Source organism: Actinoplanes lobatus, from assembly GCF_014205215.1.
GTDB classification, from domain to species: domain Bacteria; phylum Actinomycetota; class Actinomycetes; order Mycobacteriales; family Micromonosporaceae; genus Actinoplanes; species Actinoplanes lobatus.
This window is the reverse complement of sequence record NZ_JACHNC010000001.1, coordinates 7813687-7830791: the sequence shown is the minus strand read 5'-3', so window position 1 is coordinate 7830791 and position 17105 is coordinate 7813687. Positions and strand designations below refer to the sequence as shown.

Annotated in this window: 21 protein-coding genes; 12 read left to right on the top strand and 9 right to left on the bottom strand. The window is 67.9% G+C overall.

What is annotated here, in order from left to right; genetic code table 11:
- Positions 1–19: 19 nt before the first annotated feature.
- The gene (locus BJ964_RS36000) at positions 20–1291 is read right to left on the bottom strand and encodes an FAD-dependent oxidoreductase (protein ID WP_188124813.1); all 1272 of its coding nucleotides are present in this window, start codon (positions 1289–1291) and stop codon (positions 20–22) included.
- Between the two features lie 73 nt (positions 1292–1364).
- Between BJ964_RS36000 and BJ964_RS35995 the strand changes: the two genes are divergently transcribed.
- A complete protein-coding gene (locus BJ964_RS35995) occupies positions 1365–1994 on the top strand; it encodes a TetR/AcrR family transcriptional regulator (RefSeq protein WP_203832513.1) in 630 nt (209 codons plus the stop codon).
- A gap of 65 nt (positions 1995–2059) precedes the next feature.
- Here BJ964_RS35995 and BJ964_RS35990 read toward each other — a convergent pair whose 3' ends face one another.
- Together BJ964_RS35990 and BJ964_RS35985 are read right to left on the bottom strand one after the other, a co-directional pair.
- The gene (locus tag BJ964_RS35990) at positions 2060–2926 is read right to left on the bottom strand and encodes a TIGR03620 family F420-dependent LLM class oxidoreductase (protein ID WP_188124812.1); all 867 of its coding nucleotides are present in this window, start codon (positions 2924–2926) and stop codon (positions 2060–2062) included.
- A gap of 24 nt (positions 2927–2950) precedes the next feature.
- The gene (locus BJ964_RS35985; protein WP_188124811.1) at positions 2951–3919 is read right to left on the bottom strand and encodes a quinone oxidoreductase family protein; all 969 of its coding nucleotides are present in this window, start codon (positions 3917–3919) and stop codon (positions 2951–2953) included.
- Positions 3920–4015: 96 nt separating this feature from the next.
- On the opposite strand from BJ964_RS35985, the gene BJ964_RS35980 reads away from it, so the two are divergent.
- Genes BJ964_RS35980 through BJ964_RS35970 form a run of 3 tightly spaced genes read left to right on the top strand, consistent with a single transcriptional unit; the run spans position 4016 to position 5510 of the window.
- Complete coding sequence (locus BJ964_RS35980; protein ID WP_188124810.1) at positions 4016–4357, top strand: ArsR/SmtB family transcription factor; 342 nt, start codon at positions 4016–4018, stop codon at positions 4355–4357.
- Entirely contained in the window at positions 4357–5100 is a 744-nt protein-coding gene (locus BJ964_RS35975) for a class I SAM-dependent methyltransferase (RefSeq protein WP_188124809.1), read from the top strand. The genes BJ964_RS35980 and BJ964_RS35975 overlap by 1 nt, the downstream gene beginning before the upstream one ends.
- Entirely contained in the window at positions 5097–5510 is a 414-nt protein-coding gene (locus tag BJ964_RS35970) for an NUDIX domain-containing protein (protein WP_203832512.1), read from the top strand. Before BJ964_RS35975 ends, BJ964_RS35970 begins: the two co-directional genes overlap by 4 nt.
- A gap of 31 nt (positions 5511–5541) precedes the next feature.
- Here BJ964_RS35970 and BJ964_RS35965 read toward each other — a convergent pair whose 3' ends face one another.
- Positions 5542–5964 (bottom strand): hypothetical protein, encoded by a 423-nt coding sequence (locus BJ964_RS35965; protein ID WP_188124808.1) that lies wholly within the window; start codon positions 5962–5964, stop codon positions 5542–5544.
- Positions 5965–6154: 190 nt separating this feature from the next.
- The gene (locus tag BJ964_RS35960; RefSeq protein ID WP_188124807.1) at positions 6155–6724 is read right to left on the bottom strand and encodes a TetR/AcrR family transcriptional regulator; all 570 of its coding nucleotides are present in this window, start codon (positions 6722–6724) and stop codon (positions 6155–6157) included.
- A 117-nt stretch (positions 6725–6841) separates the two neighbouring features.
- On the opposite strand from BJ964_RS35960, the gene BJ964_RS35955 reads away from it, so the two are divergent.
- On the top strand, positions 6842–7786 hold the full coding sequence (locus tag BJ964_RS35955; protein ID WP_188124806.1) for a ketopantoate reductase family protein: 945 nt from the start codon (positions 6842–6844) through the stop codon (positions 7784–7786).
- Between the two features lie 131 nt (positions 7787–7917).
- Here the strand turns inward: BJ964_RS35955 and BJ964_RS35950 are convergent, their stop codons facing one another.
- Complete coding sequence (locus BJ964_RS35950) at positions 7918–8811, bottom strand: hypothetical protein (protein WP_188124805.1); 894 nt, start codon at positions 8809–8811, stop codon at positions 7918–7920.
- A 189-nt stretch (positions 8812–9000) separates the two neighbouring features.
- Positions 9001–9492, bottom strand: coding sequence for a winged helix-turn-helix transcriptional regulator (locus BJ964_RS35945; protein WP_188124804.1), 492 nt, complete (start codon positions 9490–9492; stop codon positions 9001–9003).
- A gap of 90 nt (positions 9493–9582) precedes the next feature.
- On the opposite strand from BJ964_RS35945, the gene BJ964_RS35940 reads away from it, so the two are divergent.
- The 5 genes from BJ964_RS35940 (at position 9583) to BJ964_RS35920 (ending at position 14461) form a co-directional block, all read left to right on the top strand.
- Positions 9583–10170 carry a dihydrofolate reductase family protein gene (locus BJ964_RS35940; RefSeq protein ID WP_188124803.1) on the top strand — a complete coding sequence of 196 codons (588 nt, stop codon included), beginning with the start codon at positions 9583–9585 and terminating at the stop codon, positions 10168–10170.
- Positions 10167–10748: a GNAT family N-acetyltransferase gene (locus BJ964_RS35935; protein WP_203832511.1), complete on the top strand. Its 582-nt coding sequence runs from the start codon at positions 10167–10169 to the stop codon at positions 10746–10748. The genes BJ964_RS35940 and BJ964_RS35935 overlap by 4 nt, the downstream gene beginning before the upstream one ends.
- A gap of 89 nt (positions 10749–10837) precedes the next feature.
- Positions 10838–11953 carry a CapA family protein gene (locus BJ964_RS35930; RefSeq protein ID WP_188124802.1) on the top strand — a complete coding sequence of 372 codons (1116 nt, stop codon included), beginning with the start codon at positions 10838–10840 and terminating at the stop codon, positions 11951–11953.
- A 340-nt stretch (positions 11954–12293) separates the two neighbouring features.
- The gene (locus BJ964_RS35925) at positions 12294–12647 is read left to right on the top strand and encodes a hypothetical protein (protein WP_188124801.1); all 354 of its coding nucleotides are present in this window, start codon (positions 12294–12296) and stop codon (positions 12645–12647) included.
- The gene (locus tag BJ964_RS35920; RefSeq protein WP_188124800.1) at positions 12644–14461 is read left to right on the top strand and encodes a vWA domain-containing protein; all 1818 of its coding nucleotides are present in this window, start codon (positions 12644–12646) and stop codon (positions 14459–14461) included. The genes BJ964_RS35925 and BJ964_RS35920 overlap by 4 nt, the downstream gene beginning before the upstream one ends.
- Here the strand turns inward: BJ964_RS35920 and BJ964_RS35915 are convergent.
- The gene (locus BJ964_RS35915) at positions 14436–15191 is read right to left on the bottom strand and encodes a hypothetical protein (protein ID WP_188124799.1); all 756 of its coding nucleotides are present in this window, start codon (positions 15189–15191) and stop codon (positions 14436–14438) included. The two genes, BJ964_RS35920 and BJ964_RS35915, sit on opposite strands and share 26 nt — an antisense overlap.
- A 391-nt stretch (positions 15192–15582) precedes the next feature.
- Positions 15583–16209, bottom strand: a complete 627-nt coding sequence (locus BJ964_RS35910; RefSeq protein WP_188124798.1) for a hypothetical protein — start codon at positions 16207–16209, stop codon at positions 15583–15585.
- 105 nt (positions 16210–16314) lie between these two features.
- Here BJ964_RS35910 and BJ964_RS35905 point away from each other — a divergent pair, with 105 nt between their 5' ends.
- A complete protein-coding gene (locus tag BJ964_RS35905) occupies positions 16315–16518 on the top strand; it encodes a helix-turn-helix transcriptional regulator (protein WP_188124797.1) in 204 nt (67 codons plus the stop codon).
- Positions 16519–16580: 62 nt separating this feature from the next.
- Positions 16581–17090, top strand: coding sequence for a hypothetical protein (locus BJ964_RS35900; RefSeq protein WP_188124796.1), 510 nt, complete (start codon positions 16581–16583; stop codon positions 17088–17090).
- Positions 17091–17105: the final 15 nt, after the last annotated feature.

Here is a 17105-nt window from a genome sequence, read left to right as displayed (position 1 = left end):
AACTGCCCCTCGGCTCCGATCAGGAGCCCAGGCCGGTGGCCATTCTGCGCCTCAGCGGCGCGATCGCGTGCACGGACCGCAGGACCGTGCGGAACGCGTACCGCCCGGTCCGGCTGCCCGACGCGGACATCCGGGCGTTACGCAGCGACTGGGCGACCGCGGCGAAACCGTACTCCCGCATCTCCTCCTCGTAGCCGCTGACCGCCCGGTGCAGGGGCATCGCGCCGCGGGCGGCCGCGATCAGCCGGAGGCGCAGCAGGTCGGCGTCGCGCAGGGCGGTGTTCGCGCCGATGCCGGCCATCGGGGTCATGTTGTGGATCGCGTCGCCGAGCAGGGTGACCGGGCCGGTCTCCCACGGGCCGACCGGGGTGGCGCTGCGTACCCGGATCGCGTTGATCGTCGCCGGGTCGGAGCCCTTGACCAGCCGGCGCAGCTCGGGCGCCCAGCCGGTCGTGCGGTCCAGGACGAGATCCCGCAGGTCCAGGCCGGGGAGGTCGGTCACTCCGGGCGGGAACGTCGCGGTCGCATCACCGAAACCCCAGATCGCGTACGCGCTTGAGGTGCCGAACAGGAACGGGTCCCCGGTGGTGTCGGCCGGGACGGTGGCCCGGTCGGGATGCCAGACCGAGGTGAACAGCGATCCCCGCCCGGCCGGGATCACCATGTTGGTGTCCCGGACGAGGACTCCGGGTAGCTCAGGGTCGGGGAGCCGGTGCTTGCCCGCGATCGTGAGGACCCCGGTGTCGACGCGCCGGGCGTGGGGCAGGAGCTGACCCCGTACGCGTGAATTGGCTCCGTCGGCACCGACCAGCAGATCGCCGGTCGCCGTGCGCCCGTCCGTGAAATGCGCGGTGACGCGCCCGTCGGGCGCGATCGAGTAGCGCTCGAACTCGGCTCCCAGGTGGAGCACCTCGTCGTCGAGGCCGGTGAGCAGCGCCTCACGCAGCCCGATGCGGCTGGCGCCGTGGTGCGAGTCGGCCGGCCCGGCGTCCGGGGTGATCTCGCTTTCCGTGAATCGCAGCAGGTCACGCAGCTGCTCGGTGACGAAGCCGAAGCCGCCGCCGACGGTGGAGACCGTGTCGAGGAAACGCTGCCAGGCCGGGGGAGGCAGGCAGTCGTGCAGGGCCCGGCTGCCGGCCGGGTTGATGTGGATGCGGTAGCCCTGCAGCCAGTCGGTGCGGGTCCGGGTGCGTTCGAAGACCGTGACCGGTACGCCGGCCTGCCGCAGGCCCTGGGCGAGGGCGAGGCCGCCGATGCCGGCCCCGATCACGAGCACGTGGAAGTTCGTCATGCCGCCAGTCTCAACCTGACGAGTGACTTAGTCAAACAAACGATTGAATAATTCGGCTGCTACGGTGATCTCCGTGAACCCACCCCGCCGTTCTCCGCAGGGCCCGCACCGCAAGCGCGACGCCGAACGCACCCGCGAGCGCCTGCTCGAAGCGGCGGAGATCGAATTCGGCGAACACGGCTACGCCGGCGCCCGGATCAGCGCGATCGCCCGGCGGGCGGGCGTCAACCAGCAGCTGATCTCGTACTACTTCGATGGCAAGGAAGGCCTGTTCCGCGCCCTCCAGGACCGCTGGAAAACGATCAGCGGCCAGTTCACCGCCGCCGACCGGCCCCTCGCCGAGGTCGTCACCGACTTCCTGCGCCTGAACGTGGAACACCGCTCCGGGGCACGGCTGCTCGCCTTCAGCGGGCTCACCGACACCGAACCCATGCCCGACGACCCGATCTTCGCCGGCATGGTCGACGACCTGCGCCGCCGCCAGGAGAACGGCGAACTCGCCGCCGACCTCGACCCGGCGTACGTGATGCTCGTCCTCTTCAGCGCCGTCCTCGCGCCGACCGTGGTGCCGCAGGTCGCCCGCCAGCTCACCGGCCTCGCCGCCGACTCACCGGAGTTCCACCAGCGGTACGCCACCCAGCTCGAACTGCTTGTCGCCCACCTCGCCGGCACCCGTCCGCCCGCCCCGGATCAGCGGTCCTAGCGGCATCCCGGTGAGGGATGTATGCCCGGGACCGTCGTGTGCCGGTCCCGGGCCGGGGTGAAGGCTCAGGCCTGATCGAGTCCGAGCAGGGCGGCCAGCCGCCGCCACTCGGCGAGAGGCAGTTCGCGCGGGGATCCGGCCTCGGTGAGGACCTGCACCGCCACGTGGTCGGCGCCCGCGTCCAGGTGGGCGTCGATGCCGGCGCGGACCCGGTCGTCGTCACCCCAGACGACGGCCGAGTCGATCAACCGGTCGCTGCCCGGACCGGCCAGATCGGACTCGTCCAGCCCGTACCGGACCAGCTGACGGGTGTAGTTGGGCAACGGCAGATAGATTTTCAGCGCCTGTCGGCCCGCCTGGCGGGCCACGGCGGCGTCGGTGCCGAGGAAGACCTTCTGCTCCGGTACGAGCAGCGGCCCGTCCCCGAGGATCTGGCGCGCCTCGGCGGTGTGCGCGGGTGGCATCAAGTAGGGCAGTGCGCCGGCGGTCAGCTCACCCGCGGTTTGCAGGGTCTTCGGGCCGAGCGCGGCGATCATCCGCTCCTTCGCAGGCACCTCGGCCAACGGTCCGGTGAGGAATTCCCGCAGCCGGGTCAGCGGGCGCGTGTAGGACTGGCCCCGTGACTCGGCGGTCGGGGCGTGCCCCGAGCCCACCCCGAGATAGAACCGGCCCGGGTACGCCTGCCGGAGCCGTGCGTGCGAGGCCGCCAGCCGGTCGCCGTCGCTGGTCCAGATGTCGACGATGCTGGTGCCGACGGTGAGTGTGCTGGTGGCGGCGAGGATCGCCTCGGCCAGGGCCAGGTCGTCGGGAGGGCTGCCGCCGATCCAGATCGCCCCGAACCCCAGCCGTTCGATCTCGCGGGCGGCTTCCGCGACCGCGTCCGGGTCGGCCGGCCAGATTCTTGCGGACGCCCATAGGCCGTACCGTTGCATGGTTTTCCTCCTGATGTCAGGGGGTCAGGGAATGAGGAGCACGCGGCCGAACGCGGCCCGCGACTCGATGTAGCGGTGTGCGCCGGCCGCGTCGGAGAGCGGGAACTCGCGGTCGATGACCACGGTCAGTTCGCCGGCGGCGATCCGGGTGATGAGCCGTTCGATCAGTGGGCGGGTGCGGGCCGGGTCGCGGTCCAGTTCCGCGCCGAAGTACAGGCCGTTGAGGGAGGCGCTCTTGAGCAGCAGCGGGAACAGTTGCGGCTGGTACGGGTCGCGGCCGACCTGGCCGAGGAAGATGATCCGGCCGCGGTAGGCGACCGCGTTGATGCTCGCTTGCAGGGTCTTGCCGCCGACCGGGTCGATGACGAGGTCGGCACCGCGGCCGTCGGTGAGTTCCCGGACCCGTTCGGCGACGTCGGTGGTCGTGTAGTCGATGCCGTGGTCGAGGCCGTACGCGGTGAGCCGGGCGAGTTTGGCGTCGCTGGAGGCGGTGCCGAGCACGGTGGCGCCGGCGGCCTTGGCGAGCTGGACGGCGGCCAGGCCGACACCGCCGGCGGCGGCCTGCACCAGGACGGTCTCGCCGGCGCGCAGCCGGCCGAACTCGAACAGGGCGTCGTCGGCGGTGCCGAACTCGACGAGGATGCCGGCGGCGACCCGTGGGTCCATGTCGTCGGGAACCGGGTAGACGTGGCGTTGCTCGGCGACGGCGAGTTCGGCGTGCGAGCCGGACATCATGAACGCGAACGCCTTCTGACCCGCGCGGACCGTGGTGACCCCGTCGCCGACCGCGGCGATCGTGCCGGCAGCCTGGTAGCCGACGATGTGTGGCACGGCCGGCAGCGGGGCACCCTGCCGGGCCAGCAGGTCACCGCCCTGCACACCGATCGCCTCGACGCGCAGCAGCACCTGGCCGGGGCCGGGCCGCGGGTCGGGAGCGTCCTCGTATCGCAGGACCTCGGGTCCACCGTTGTCGTAGTAGACGGCGGCCTTCATCTGCTGTCCCCCCGGATAGTACGACGATGTTCGTACAACGGGCGACGTTAGTACGATGACCGGCGTACTTCAAGCACGACTTGCGGAGAATCATCGATGCGTACCCTGGAGCATCCCAGCCCACAGGACTTCCACCTGGACACGATCTTGTCCGCGCTCGCCGACCCGATCCGCCGCATGATCGTGTGCCGGCTCGCCGACGGCTACCACGAGCAGGCCTGCCTGTCGTTCGGGCTGCCGGTCGGCAAGTCGACCTCCACCCACCACTTCCGGGTGCTGCGCGAGGCCGGCATCATCGAGCAGCGCTACCAGGGCACCGCGATCCTCAACTCGTTGCGCACCGCCGACCTCGAATCCCGGTTCCCCGGCCTGCTGCCCGCCATCCTCGCCAGCGCCCGCCGCGACACCGAAGCCGCCGCCCCGCCCGGAGGCCCCTGATGAGTGATGCGTTCTACACGCACGCCAGCCTGTACGACCTGATGTTCCCCGGCGGCCCGGGAGCCGACTTCTACCGCAACGCCGCCAATCAGCAGGGCGGCGGCGTACTGGAACTCGGATGCGGCACCGGCCACAAGCTGATCCCCATCGCCGCCGACGGGCACCCGTGCACCGGCCTGGACCTCTCCACCCACATGCTGGCCGAAGCCCGGCGCAAGGCAGACGCCCGCGGCGTGACCGTGGAATGGCTGCGGGGCGACATGCGCGCCTTCGACCTCGGCCGCACCTTCGACTTCGTGTTCATCGCGGCCAACTCCCTGCTGCACCTGCACGAGGCCGACGATCTGGTGACCTGCTTCCGTACGATCCGCCGGCACCTGGCGCCGGGAGCACGGTTCGTCTTCGACGTCTTCAACCCGAACGTACGCCTGCTCGCCCGAGCCGACGGGGTCCGCCGTAACCGGGCGACATTCCCGGACCCCGACCGCGGCGCCGTCACCGTCGACGTCGCCGAGACCTACGACGCACACGCGCAGGTCACCCGCGGAACGTGGCACCTCTCGACCGATGTCGAACCGGACTTCGTCGTCGCGCCACTCGACATCCGAAGCATCTTCCCGCAGGAACTGCCGCTGCTTCTCACCCTCGGCGGCCTACGTCTCGTCGAACGCCTCGGCGACTGGTCCGGCCGGCCGTTCGCCGCCGACACCCCGCTCCAACTCTGCATCTGCGAGGCCGCGTGACCGACACACCGAAGGCCCCCATCGTCACGGCGCTGCTGCGCGACGGCAACCGGATACTGCTCGTCCACCGATCACCCCGGAAGCGCTGGTACCCCAACCTCTGGGACATGCCCGGCGGCCACGTGGAACCGGGGGAGCGGCCCGCCGCGGCACTCGTTCGGGAAATCCACGAGGAACTGGGCATCACCATCACGGAACCGGCCGGCCCGCCCTTGCGGGAAGTCCGCGGCGCCACGTTCGACATGCAGGTCTGGCTGATCGAAACGTGGACCGGAACCCCGGCCAACCTCGCGCCGGACGAACACGACGCCATCGCCTGGTTCACCGAGGATCAGCTCGCAGATCTGTCCCTGACCCACGACAGCTACCCGGAACTGTTCCGCAAGGTCCTCGCCGGCCATCGAACCTGACCACGAGCCGGCATTCCGTCTTCTCCGACGTTCACGCCGTCACTACGCCCGCACCGGAAAGCCTCTGCTGGATGCCCGGAACAACCACATAGATCTCCGTGGCCTCCTCGGGAACGTCGGCGAAAATCGTCACCTTCGGCTTGTCGGTGGACAGCGAATACCGGTATCCGAAGTCGTCGCCGACCACGTCCGCCACCTCGATGACCGATTCCGGGGCGTTCAGCTCACCGGAGAACATCTGCACGAAACTATCAGGGACCCCTTCGCGTACGACCACGACCCGCAGCGGCTCGATGTCGATGTGCGTCACGGCAATCAGAACGCATCCACTATTCGCTGCGGTCATGGAGTACTCGATGTCGAGCTCCGGCACGCTGCCACCGGAACCGATTCCCTCAATCCTCAGGACACCCCAGGGAACGCCATGCGCGAAGGCATCGACCTCAACAGACACGATGCATCCTTCCCTGGCATGCCGCTCGGGCAGACGCCCACCAGCCGCCGAGCGTAGCGGCCCGCCACCGGGTCACCGGGCACATAGGTACTCGGCGAACTCTGGCAGGCCGCGGTGCAGCGTTTGATGCAGCTGAGTGATCGGCCAGAGGCCGAGGCGGCCGAAGCCGTACGCAGTATGTTTGTTGGTCTCACGGCGTGCGGCGGCGCAGGCCGTCGAGCACGAGGGTGACGGCGCCGTCCGCGTCGTCCGGGGAGCCCGGCTGGCCGCAGGTCGTACAGATGCCCTGCAGGATCATTATGACGGCGCCGGCACCTACGTCGTCGCGGATGGTGCCTTCCTCGACGCCCTCAGCCAGCAGGTCGGTGATGACCCGGTCCAGTTCACGGCCGCCGTCGGCGAGTGCTTCTGAACGGGCGGCCATGAGGGTGGCGAGCGTGCGAGCCAGGCCCTGGTGGCTATGCAGGTGACTCACGAAGTCACGCAGGAAGGCCGCCAGCGCTTCCCCCGCGGGCAGCGTGGCCTGCAGCTCGCGGGCGCGGGCGCATATCGCGGTGAGTTCTTCCCGATAGACCGCCTCGGCCAGCGCCGCACGGGTGGGAAAGTGCCGATAGAGCGTGCCCGTGCCCACGCCGGCCAGCCGGGCGAAGTCGTCGAAACGCAGATCGAAGCAACCGCTGGCGAACAGCTCGCGAGCCTTGGCGAGCAGTGCGTCACGGTTGCGGCGGGCGTCCGCACGCAACGGCTTGGCAGAGGTCACCGGACGCCTCCTTTGACAAACGGAAACTGTCTCCATATTTTAAGTGGAGACAATCTCCAATTCTAGGCGGCGTGGTCGCCCGTGACGACGACCGGGTTCACGGCGAGGAGGTGCGGTATGAAGATCTTGATGTTCGGTAGGGGCGTCATCGCCGTGGCGTACGGGTGGGCGCTGGAGAAGGCCGGGCACGAGGTCGAGTTCTACGTACGTCCCGGTCGAGCGGCGAAGTACGGAACGGCAATCGACCTTGAACTGATCGACGTACGGCGCCGGCTGCGAGGGCAACGCGTCACCGAGAAGTGGCCGGTGCGTTACCGCGAATCGCTGGAGCCGGACCACGACTTCGATCTGATCGTGGTGAGCGTGCAGCACTACAGCTTCGCCGAGGCGATGTCCTACCTGGCGCCGCGGGTAGGCAAGGCAACGGTGCTCGTCTTCAACAACCTGTGGGTAGAGCCACTGGTCGCGATCGGCGCCCTACCCGCCGACCAGGTGGCCTGGGGATTCCCGGGCGCCGGCGGCGGCTTCGGCGACGACGGTGTGCTGCGGGCCGCCCTACTGCCCATGGTCTTCCTCGGCACCCTCGGCGGGCCGCCGACCGAGCGTGCGCAAGCCGTGCGCACGGCGTTCCGCCAGGCCGGGTTCAGAACCCGGGAGAACACCGACTTCCGGGGATGGTTGTCGATCCACTTCGTCCAGAACGCAGGCCTGCATACACAGAGCCTGAAGCTGGGTTCCCTCGCCGAGCTGGCAAAAAGGCCACGCAACGTACGCGAGGCGATTCTCGCCACTCGCGAACTGCTGCCCCTCGTCGAGGCTCGCGGAATCGACCTGCGGCGACATCGCAGCGAAGTGCTGCCGTACACAGCACCCCTCTGGTTGGCAGCGCCGGTGCTCGCCTGGCTTTTCGGTCACTTCCCACCCATGCGTACGGTGATGGAGGCGCACGCCAACCCCGAGGAACTGCGTGCAGTCTGCCGCGACACCCTGGCCGAAGCACGCCGCCTAGGCGTGTCAGTGCCACGATTGGAGGAAGCCGAACCCTATTTCGCTGCCGATTAGGCAACTCGGTGGCTGTCTCGCCGGCTTGCTGGGCTCCATCCCTGCCGTTCGTGTCGCCGTCACGGTGACGCCAAGCCGAACGCGCGAAGCCGGCGTGATCTGTACGCCGTCGACCGGCCGACCACCGACGGCTAACGGTCCGGGTCGAACATCAGCGCGGCCCGGGCGCCACCGGCGGAGATCGTGGCCTCGAACTCGTCGAGCCACTCCTGATATTCCGCAAGGTCCTTCTCCGGGAGAATGTGCCTCGCCTCGTCCTGATGCACCGCGAAGGCCCGGCGTGCGAGTGCGATCACGTCCACGTCGTCGCTGAACAGCGACGCCCACACCTCGGCTTCGAGCGCGATGGCCGACGCCTCCCACGATGCCTCAGGCTTGTTGGCCCAGCCCGTCGGATCCTCCACGCGATGGCGTGCATAGGAGCGAGCCACGGCGCTCAAGCTCCCCGCGCCGTAGACCACCCGATTGAACGGCCACGTCCCCACCGGCACCGACCACGGCCGGGCCGGTCCGATCCGTTCTGCACCGGCCGCGGTGACCAGGGCGAGAAGCCGGTCACGGACGGTACCTCCGTCCGGCAGCGAGATGATCTCCAGCAGCCGTTCCGGGGCCGGCCGGAGACCTGCCGTCTGCGCCCACGCGACCAGTTCCGCCACCACCTCGTCAGGTTCGCGGGGGGCCGGCGGCGGCTCGCCGGCGGGCTGGTGGTGATAGGAGGGGCACGGCTCGCGTACGTCCCACAGGTGGGTCAAGGGCCCGGTCCATCCGGGCGTCGCCGCGCACATCGCCGCACAGTCATCGTCGATGACGTCGAATGACAGCACGGGCCACCCGGTGGACTCCGCGACCGCCGCCGACACGCCGGCCAGGTCGGGCGACGGCGTGAGCGAGACGCTCTCCAGCATCTGCCAGCCGTCGCCGAGCTCCCGCAGGAAGCGGTGCTGCGGTCCGACGCCCTCCACCCCGCTCTGCATGCTGAGCAGACGGTGCGCCCGCGCCACCACGATGGATCCCGAGTACCCCACGCGGAGAGCCTAGATGATCACCGATGCCTCGTTGGCCGGCATCGATCCGGGACCGGCCGCAGGATGGACGGACGCCTCGGGGCCGGTAACTGTGCTCTTCGGGATCCGGGGCAGCCAACCACCTTGGCCCCGCACTGCGGACTCGCAAGAAAGTTGCCCGTGGTGACGTAGTGAGCTGGTCCGGCACGCTTACTCGCGTAACGCGGTCTCGTAGGCCGAGCGGAGTTCGTCGGCCGCTCGCGGAGCGTGCGGATCCGGCCGAGGGGCGCCAAGGTGCAGGTGGCGCAGATCGTCCATGAAACGAGCGAGTAGTCCCGGGCCGCCGTCGCGCAGCAACTCGGCACGAATCCGCAGGCGACGTTCGCCGCTGCGGTGGGCGAGGCCCCACGAGCCGAGTGCCACCATGATCGGCAGCGTTTGGATGCCGGCCTCCGTGAGCGAGTAGGCCGCCCGTTGCCCGCGCCGGGCTTCCTGCCGCGTGAGCAGACCCGCATCCGACAGTCGCCGCAAGCGGCTGCTGAGAATGTTCGGGGCGATGCCTTCCTCGCTGCCGGCGAGCAGTACGCGGAAGTGACGCCGGTCGCCGAACATGATGTCGCGCAGCACGAGCATCGCCCACGGGTCGCCCAGGATTTCGACCGCCTGATTGATCGGGCAGCCCGAGCGTGGCGCGGGATCCATCGACAGTCCTCCTCCCAAGTGATTGCAGATTACTATCACTCTATTTAGGGTGGCGCTAGCAGTAGCAGACCGCTATCACTTGGAGGGCTGATGCCCGGCCGGTTCGTGTACTGGATGAACGTGTCCCTCGACCTGAGGATCGAGCACGCCACGGACGAGCAAGGCGGCGGATCGTGGATGCGCATCGGCGAGTCCCTGCACCACGAGTTCAACTCACGGGCGCGAGCGCTGTCGCTCATGGTCCAGGGACGCGCCATCTACGAGACGATGGAGGGATTCTGGCCGAGAGCGCGCGACGACGCCTCGTTGCCCGGTTTCCTTCGCGAGTACGGTCAGATCTGGACCTCGATGCCGAAGGTGCTGGTGTCGCGAACGCGTACCAGCGCCGAGCACAACACGCGGGTCATCAATGCCGACGACGCCGTCCGCGCGCTCGCGGACCTGCGCGCGCAGACCGAAGGCGACATCGGCGTCGGGGGTGCCACGCTGGCTACCGCGCTGCTGCGGGCCGGACTGCTGGATGAACTGCTGCTCTTCACCCACCCTGTCATCCTCGGTGCCGGCCGACCGCTGTTCGACGGCCACGACGAGCCGCTGGAGCTGGACCTGCTCGAGCAGGTGCGCTTCGACCAGGGCGTCACGCTCCACCGATATGCCGTCCGTAGGTCGCGTTCATGACCATGAGCACCGGACTTGCCGTGTTGACCTGGCCACTGCACACCGACCGTCTGACGTTGCGGCCGGCAACCCCGGACGACGCCGACGCCACCTGGCGGTTCCGCCGCCGCGAGGACGTGAGCCGGTGGATCACCCGTGCCTCTGCCACCCTGGACGAGCACCGAACCTGGTTCCGGGCCCCCGACAGCCTGGCCAAGGCCCTCGTGATCGAGCACAGCGGAACGATCATCGGCGACCTCATGGTGAGGATCGAGGACGCCTGGGCCCAGGCGGAGATCGCCGAACGCGCCCGCGGCATGCAAGCAGAGCTGGGATGGGTGCTGCACCCGGAGCACGCCGGCCACGGATACGCCACCGAAGCCGTACGGGAGCTGCTCCGGCTCTGCTTCGAGGATCTCGGGCTGCACCGCGTGACGGCCACCTGCTTCGCCGTCAACGAGGCATCGTGGCGACTCATGGAACGCGTCGGGATGCGCCGTGAGTTCTACACCGTCCGGGATTCCCTGCATCGATCCGGCGAATGGCTCGACTGCGTCGGCTATGCCCTGCTCTCCGACGAGTGGACCGGTTCGGCATAGCCCGCAGGCCGTGCGCGATGTTCCTGCGACTCGTGCGGATCTGCCAGATGACTCCAGCGGGCCCGGCTCCGGTGACTACCGTGTAAGGCGTGCCCGAGCGTCTCGTGACGGTGCTCCTCGGCGGCGACGTGATGACCGGCCGCGGCGTCGACCAGATCCTGGCGCACCCTGGCGACCCGCGACTATGGGAGCGGCATGTCCGGGACGCGCGGACCTACGTCGAGTTGGCCGAGGCGGTGAACGGCCCGATCCCGCTCCCGGTCGACGCCGCCTGGCCCTGGGGTGACGCCCTGCCGCTGCTCGACGACATCGCCCCCGATGCGCGGGTGATCAACTTGGAGACGAGCGTCACCTGCTGCGACGAACCCGACCCCATCAAGGGTGTGCACTACCGGATGGCTCCCGCCAACATCGCCTGCCTGACCGCGATCCGACCCGATGCCTGCGCCCTGGCCAACAACCATGTACTCGACTTCGGCCTCCCGGGACTCGCCGAGACGCTGAACAGCCTGGTCGCGGCGGAGATCCCGGCGGTAGGCGCGGGCCGTGACGCGGACCTGGCGAAACGATCCACGATGGTCCCGGTGGCCGGTGGCGGCCGAGTCGTGGTCTTCTCCTTCGGCACCCGGTCCAGCGGCATCCCGCGGTACTGGGCCGCCACCGCGGATCGGGCGGGCGTCAACCTCCTGCCGGAGTTGTCCGATGCCGTCGCCAGGGCGGTCGCCGGCCAGGTGCAGCAGGTCAAGCGCCCCGGCGACCTCGTCGTGGCCTCGATCCACTGGGGATCCAACTGGGGCTACGAGGTCACTGCCGACCAGGTCACCTTCGCGCACCGGCTCATCGACGGCGGAGTGGACGTCGTACACGGGCACTCCTCGCACCATCCACGGCCGATCGAGGTCCACCACGGCAAACTGATCTTGTACGGCTGTGGCGACCTCATCGACGACTACGAGGGCATCCGCGGCTACGAGGAATACCGTGACGATCTGCGCCTGCTCTACTTCGCGTCGGTCGACCAGGACACCGGCCGCCTGGTCCGGCTGCGCATGGCGCCGATGCAGGCCCGCCGCATGCGCCTGCACCACGCCACCCCCGCTGACGCGGAGCACCTGCGCGGTGCCCTCGGTCGGATCAGCCGCCCCTTCGGGCTGCAGGTGACACACGCCGACGGCATGCTCCACCTGCAGTCCGTGCAGCCGTGACTCCAGTGACAGTGCCCCAACCGGCAGGACATCGCTCTGGTCCACGGCCAGACCAGGGCGACCATCCGAACCGGCCGGCCATCAATGCAACTCCCGGACCCCTGCCGCCCCGATGATCGACGGCCTCGGGATCGACCGGCCTGTGCTTCGTCGTGATGACGGTTGGCGCTGATGTCTTGGATGACGGTTGCAGGCCCGAGCCGGACAAGCCGTCCGATCCACATCCAAAACACCTACCTAAGCTCGCGGATTGAGGCCGGGCGATGAGTGGCGGCGATGTGGCGCCGCTGAACCGCCGGTTCTCCTGCACAGTCAACAGTCATGCGGGAAGCGAGTTGTGGTGTCTGCTCTGGAATTGATCGCCGCCGCGCTGGCGGCCGGCACCGGTGCCGGGGTCACCGGCGTTGCCAGCACAGCGGTGAAGGACGCATACGAGCAGCTCAAAGCTCTGCTGCAGCACCGGCCTCGGGCTGTGAAGGCCATCGCCGAGCTGGAAGGCGCACAGGCCGGCGCCGAGACCTGGCAGGCACGCCTCGACGGGGAGGACTTCGAGGGCGACACCGAGACACTGACCGAGGCACGGCGGTTGCTCGACGCAATGGCACAGGTGCCGAATTGGCAGGTAAACCTGACCAGGGCCCAGGGCGTCCAGTTTGGCCCGGGGAGTGTTCAGTTCAATGACTTCCGATCGTGATCGTTCGGATGACCCGGGGCGTGCTTATCGGGCTGGCCGTCCTTGCCGTCGGGCTCGGCATTTACCTGAGGGTCAATCCCAAACGGCCCGACCGGGTGGCATGCGCCGATCCGGTAGAAGTCCACGTCGTCTCGTCGACGGAGAAGGCCGACGCACTCAGAACCCTCGCGGGCAAATACAACGCACAGGTCCGGACGCCCGGGGAGCCGTGTGGTGAGATCGCCGTGTACAGCGTTTCATCGGGGATCGCGGAGCAACTCCTGGCCGATCCCGAGCACATGGACCCGGCGATCAGCCAGAACGACAAGGATGCAGTGCGGATCGCCCACGTCTGGCTGCCGTCCTCGGCGATCTGGCTGGAGCAGTTGGACCTGGATACGAAGAAGAGCAGTCATCAAGGGACGCTGCAGTCGATCGCGAGCAGCCCTCTCGTACTCGCGATGCCCGAACAGACGGCAGCGAGGGCTCCTCTCAACTGGCTTGAAAAGCCGCCGACCTGGCGCCAGGCGATGGACGCGCTGCGCAACGGCGACGTGCACTACACACAGGAGAATCCGCGCACCTCCACGTCGGGGGCGCTGGCGACCTTCCTGACATATGCGGCCGCAGCCGCGGATAACGGCGCGCTGGCACCCGATACGGTGGAGAAGAAGGATCTGCCGTCGCTGAGTGACTTCGTAAGGCAGGTGCAAGCCGCAACCAAGAGCGGATTCCTGAACGACTCGGTCGCGATCCTCCGAAAATGGAGCCCGAAAGGCTCCATGCCCGGCGACACGATGATCATGATCCAGGAACAGATGGTGTACGGCTTCAACCACGGCATGTACTCGCGATACCAGCAGCCCGGCCACCAGGCAGGCCAACCGCCGGCGACTCCGCTGGTGGCCATCTATCCGGTGTCACCGTCGGGAGCCGCAGAGTCGATCATGGCCGACCATCCGTACGTCATACTCGACCGGGCGGACACTGACGAGAAGCGCATCGCCGGGGACTTTCTCGACTTCATCTTCGAAAACTGGAACGTGCTGTGCGATGCGGGATTCCGCCCTCCCGTCGACGTCGGCGAAGTCCACTGCGATGGCCCGAGCCCGGAAAGGACCGCTGCCGGCGCTCCGATCCGCTCGGGAAGCGTCGACTCTCTACCCCTCCCGGACAGCATGGTCCGGTCCGAGATGGTGGAGCAATGGCTGAACCTGCGACCGAAACGCCGCATCACGATCGCGATGGACGTGTCCGGCAGCATGAAGGACGACGAACTGGCCAAGGCCACCACGGCTGTCATCGATTCGGTCAACCGAATGCGGAAGACCGATCAGGTGGAGATCTACCAGTTCGCCGGATCCGACAGTCTCCAAAATCCGTACTGGCAGATCCGGCCGCTCGAGGACGTCGGGTCTCCGTGGAAGGGGGACGCCCTCCGCGGTGCCGTGCCGGAAAGCTCGAACACGCAGAGATCGAGCCTTTACACCACCGTCACGGCGCTGTACGACCAGGTAGCCGAACGGCAGGCCGAAGGCCGCAAGGACACGCTTGATGTCCTGATCGTTCTGAGCGACGGCGTCGACGACTGGAAGAAGAGCGGGGCCTCGGCCGATTCCGTGTGCGCACACTTCAAGGCGAGCAAGGTCAAGGTGCCGGTCCACACCATCCACTACGACGCGGGCATCTACGACGCCGAGAGGCAGCGGAAGGGCGTGGAGACGCTGGAGAAACTCGCCACGTGCAACGGAATCCCAGGACTGGCCCAGGACGGCAACGATGACGGCGGCGGGGCGATGCCCAAGATCTTCAGTCAGGTTCTCGGATCAGTCTGACCCCACGGCTGCCCCGGTAGGTGCCGGCCGCTGCCAGCACGGCGGTGGTGGCCGCCCAGTTCACCGACATGTCGACGCCGACCGAAAACGCCAGGAACCCCGCCACACCGAGCACTACGGATAACGCCACGGCCGAGGCGTCTACGACAGGCGGCCTGGGGGCGCGAGTCCTGCCGGCGGATCTCCCGAGGAATTCTGTCAGCACCTCCGCCAGCTGATCCGGACTGTCGACCGTGCAGTAATGGTAGCGGCCGGATCGTACGGCCCTCCGGAACCTTCGCTGCCGACCTTGATATTCAGGGTCGATGTAGAAGTCGTGCTCAGCCGTATAGGGGCCTTTGTCGATGACGATGGCGATATACGGTTTACCCAACTTTCTGGCCCAATCCAGGCCCGCTCTCGGAAGCGATTTCCACCAGGCATCCTTCATCGGCGTTCCGAAGCAGAATCCTAGCAGGCACACGTATATGTCGAATTCTTTCACGTTGCCGCGAAATTGTCGAACGGTGGGCGGATCGGTCCAGCCGGGCATCTTGACGACGGCGCATTCGGCGCTGATCACCGCCTCCTCGGCGGCCTTGGCGAATGAGCGGGACTCCGGAGACGTCGCCAACTCGGGCGTGTATCCGATCAGAACCCTTCGCATCCGGTCATCGCCGTACAGGTTGATCTGAACGTTGCGATCACCCAATTGGTATCCCTGGATTCTGTTCTGGCCCTGGTCGACCATGGTTCCTCCCTCCCCGGAGCGCCACGAAGATTATCAGCGACAGTAGTGCGTTTGGGAAGCGGTGACCCGCAATAGCGTGAGTACGCTGGCGAAAATGCGAGAATCTTTGCCGGTAAACAGTCGAACTCCGCTACGAGAATACCGGAATATCCTCGAGCCCCATTCGCTTCTGGCGGCCTTTGGCATCCGTGCATGCGGGGCCGGCAACCCGCGGACTCAGGTGACACCTGTTGCCGATCGCTCCTGGTCGGGGAATGGGTCATTTCCTGCGACAACCTGGCACTACCGGATACGTCGGCGCTCAGCAGGACCCGGGCGCGACGGCCATCTTGATCGCGAGGCCCGGCCGGGTGGGCAGCGATGTGAGGATTCAGCGAATCTGATCCGCCCCTCAACGATGGGCGGCAAGCCGTTGATTCAACTCGGCGAGCAGCGCCGAGGGTCCGGGCGTCATCAGGCCGACGTCGACGATGAAGGCGGCGGCGCCCGAGCGTCGCCGTACCCGCGGTGCCCGCGTCGGCAGGGCTGCGACGGTGGCGGCGTTCAGGCTGGTGGGCGTTACCAGCAGTTCGGTCAACGGGCCGGTGAAGCGCAGTCCGACCGACTGAACCGCCGACCACGGCAAGAACACCGGCTTGCGGCCGGTGGCCGCGAACTCCAGGCCGGCGGCCGAGGCGCGTACCCAGCCGGGATTGCGCCCGGCGCCGAGGGTGACCCCCGTTGCTCCCGCGATCGTCGGCAGCAGCACACCCATCACCGCTTCGGCGAAGTCCCACGCATCCAGCGGGAGGCCGGTCGTCGCGGCCAACACCATGAAGGTCCCGCGGACCAGCAGAATCACGGGCATGAGCATCAGTGCCATCCCCAGCCACAGCCGCGATCGGTGCAGACGGAACGTCACCGCGTCGCCGGCTGGTGCGGGGATGAGATCAACGGTGGCCATCAGTGAAGTATCCGCAGCCCGGCTTGTTATCGGATCAGCCGAATGATCACCGTCGGAGCTGCGGTCCCAGGTCATTGCCGCACGGATCGGATCCACTGAGAAATCACACGAGCTGTGCTCGTGACGTTCACCGTGCCGGGGGCTTCGTGACTACTCGTCTTAAGCCTATAGTCATGAAGCATGACAGAGAAGACCGGGGCGCTGCTGGGCGCCCATGAGATCCGGCTCCGGCTCGGTAGCGTCAGCCGGCAGCGCGCCTATCAGCTGACCAACCGTGCGAATTTTCCGCGCCCGGTCGCCGACCTGGCCCAGGGCAAGGTATGGCGAGCCTCCGATGTCGACGCCTGGCTGGCCGTGCACAGGCCGTCGTCGGTGACGGACTGATCGAGAACGACTTCTTCCCGACTCCCACAAAAGTGTCAGAGGGTGGTGCCATCATCTCCGGCATGGAGATTCTGCCGGGTGAGGGCGTGGCATTGGTCAGAGTGGGCGAGACCCGTGAGGTGGTGGAGGGCCGGATCGGTCCACCCGTGCATCCGGGCCGCGGCAGCCGGGCCGTCTATGAGACCGATCCGATGCTGGTGATCACCTATCAGGCCGACGACACGGTCGAGTTGGTGGAGATCGGCGACGGCGGCGAGGAGGTGTTCTTCGAGGGCATCCAGTTGACCGGCCGGTTCATGGACGATGTGGTCGCTGATCTGGCAGAGCGGGGGCTGCGCGCCGAGCCGTTCGACATCGGGTTCAGTTTCGCGCCCGGGTTCGCGATCTTCTCGATGGGTTCCCAGACGGCCCAGGACATCGACCCGACCGCGTCCGACGACGATGAGCGGAGCGTGGTCGAGGGCGTGTCGGTGGCGCCGTTCGAATACTTCCGGGAGCCGACCGAGGAGGAGATCGAGGCCCTCATTCGCGAGCAGGAGGCGAAGCGGCCAACCGACGGCGCGGGCCGCTAGATCATGCGGTGGGCA

Coding starts and splice junctions, on each gene's coding strand:
- BJ964_RS35935 (WP_203832511.1), top strand. CDS start 10,167: ATGACCATGAGCACCGGACTTGCCGTGTTGACCTGGCCACTGCACACC.
- BJ964_RS35905 (WP_188124797.1), top strand. CDS start 16,315: ATGACAGAGAAGACCGGGGCGCTGCTGGGCGCCCATGAGATCCGGCTC.
- BJ964_RS35975 (WP_188124809.1), top strand. CDS start 4,357: ATGAGTGATGCGTTCTACACGCACGCCAGCCTGTACGACCTGATGTTC.
- BJ964_RS35990 (WP_188124812.1), bottom strand. CDS start 2,926: ATGCAACGGTACGGCCTATGGGCGTCCGCAAGAATCTGGCCGGCCGAC.
- BJ964_RS35915 (WP_188124799.1), bottom strand. CDS start 15,191: ATGGTCGACCAGGGCCAGAACAGAATCCAGGGATACCAATTGGGTGAT.
- BJ964_RS35945 (WP_188124804.1), bottom strand. CDS start 9,492: ATGGATCCCGCGCCACGCTCGGGCTGCCCGATCAATCAGGCGGTCGAA.
- BJ964_RS35910 (WP_188124798.1), bottom strand. CDS start 16,209: ATGACCTGGGACCGCAGCTCCGACGGTGATCATTCGGCTGATCCGATA.
- BJ964_RS35985 (WP_188124811.1), bottom strand. CDS start 3,919: ATGAAGGCCGCCGTCTACTACGACAACGGTGGACCCGAGGTCCTGCGA.
- BJ964_RS35955 (WP_188124806.1), top strand. CDS start 6,842: ATGAAGATCTTGATGTTCGGTAGGGGCGTCATCGCCGTGGCGTACGGG.
- BJ964_RS36000 (WP_188124813.1), bottom strand. CDS start 1,291: ATGACGAACTTCCACGTGCTCGTGATCGGGGCCGGCATCGGCGGCCTC.
- BJ964_RS35900 (WP_188124796.1), top strand. CDS start 16,581: ATGGAGATTCTGCCGGGTGAGGGCGTGGCATTGGTCAGAGTGGGCGAG.
- BJ964_RS35940 (WP_188124803.1), top strand. CDS start 9,583: ATGCCCGGCCGGTTCGTGTACTGGATGAACGTGTCCCTCGACCTGAGG.
- BJ964_RS35980 (WP_188124810.1), top strand. CDS start 4,016: ATGCGTACCCTGGAGCATCCCAGCCCACAGGACTTCCACCTGGACACG.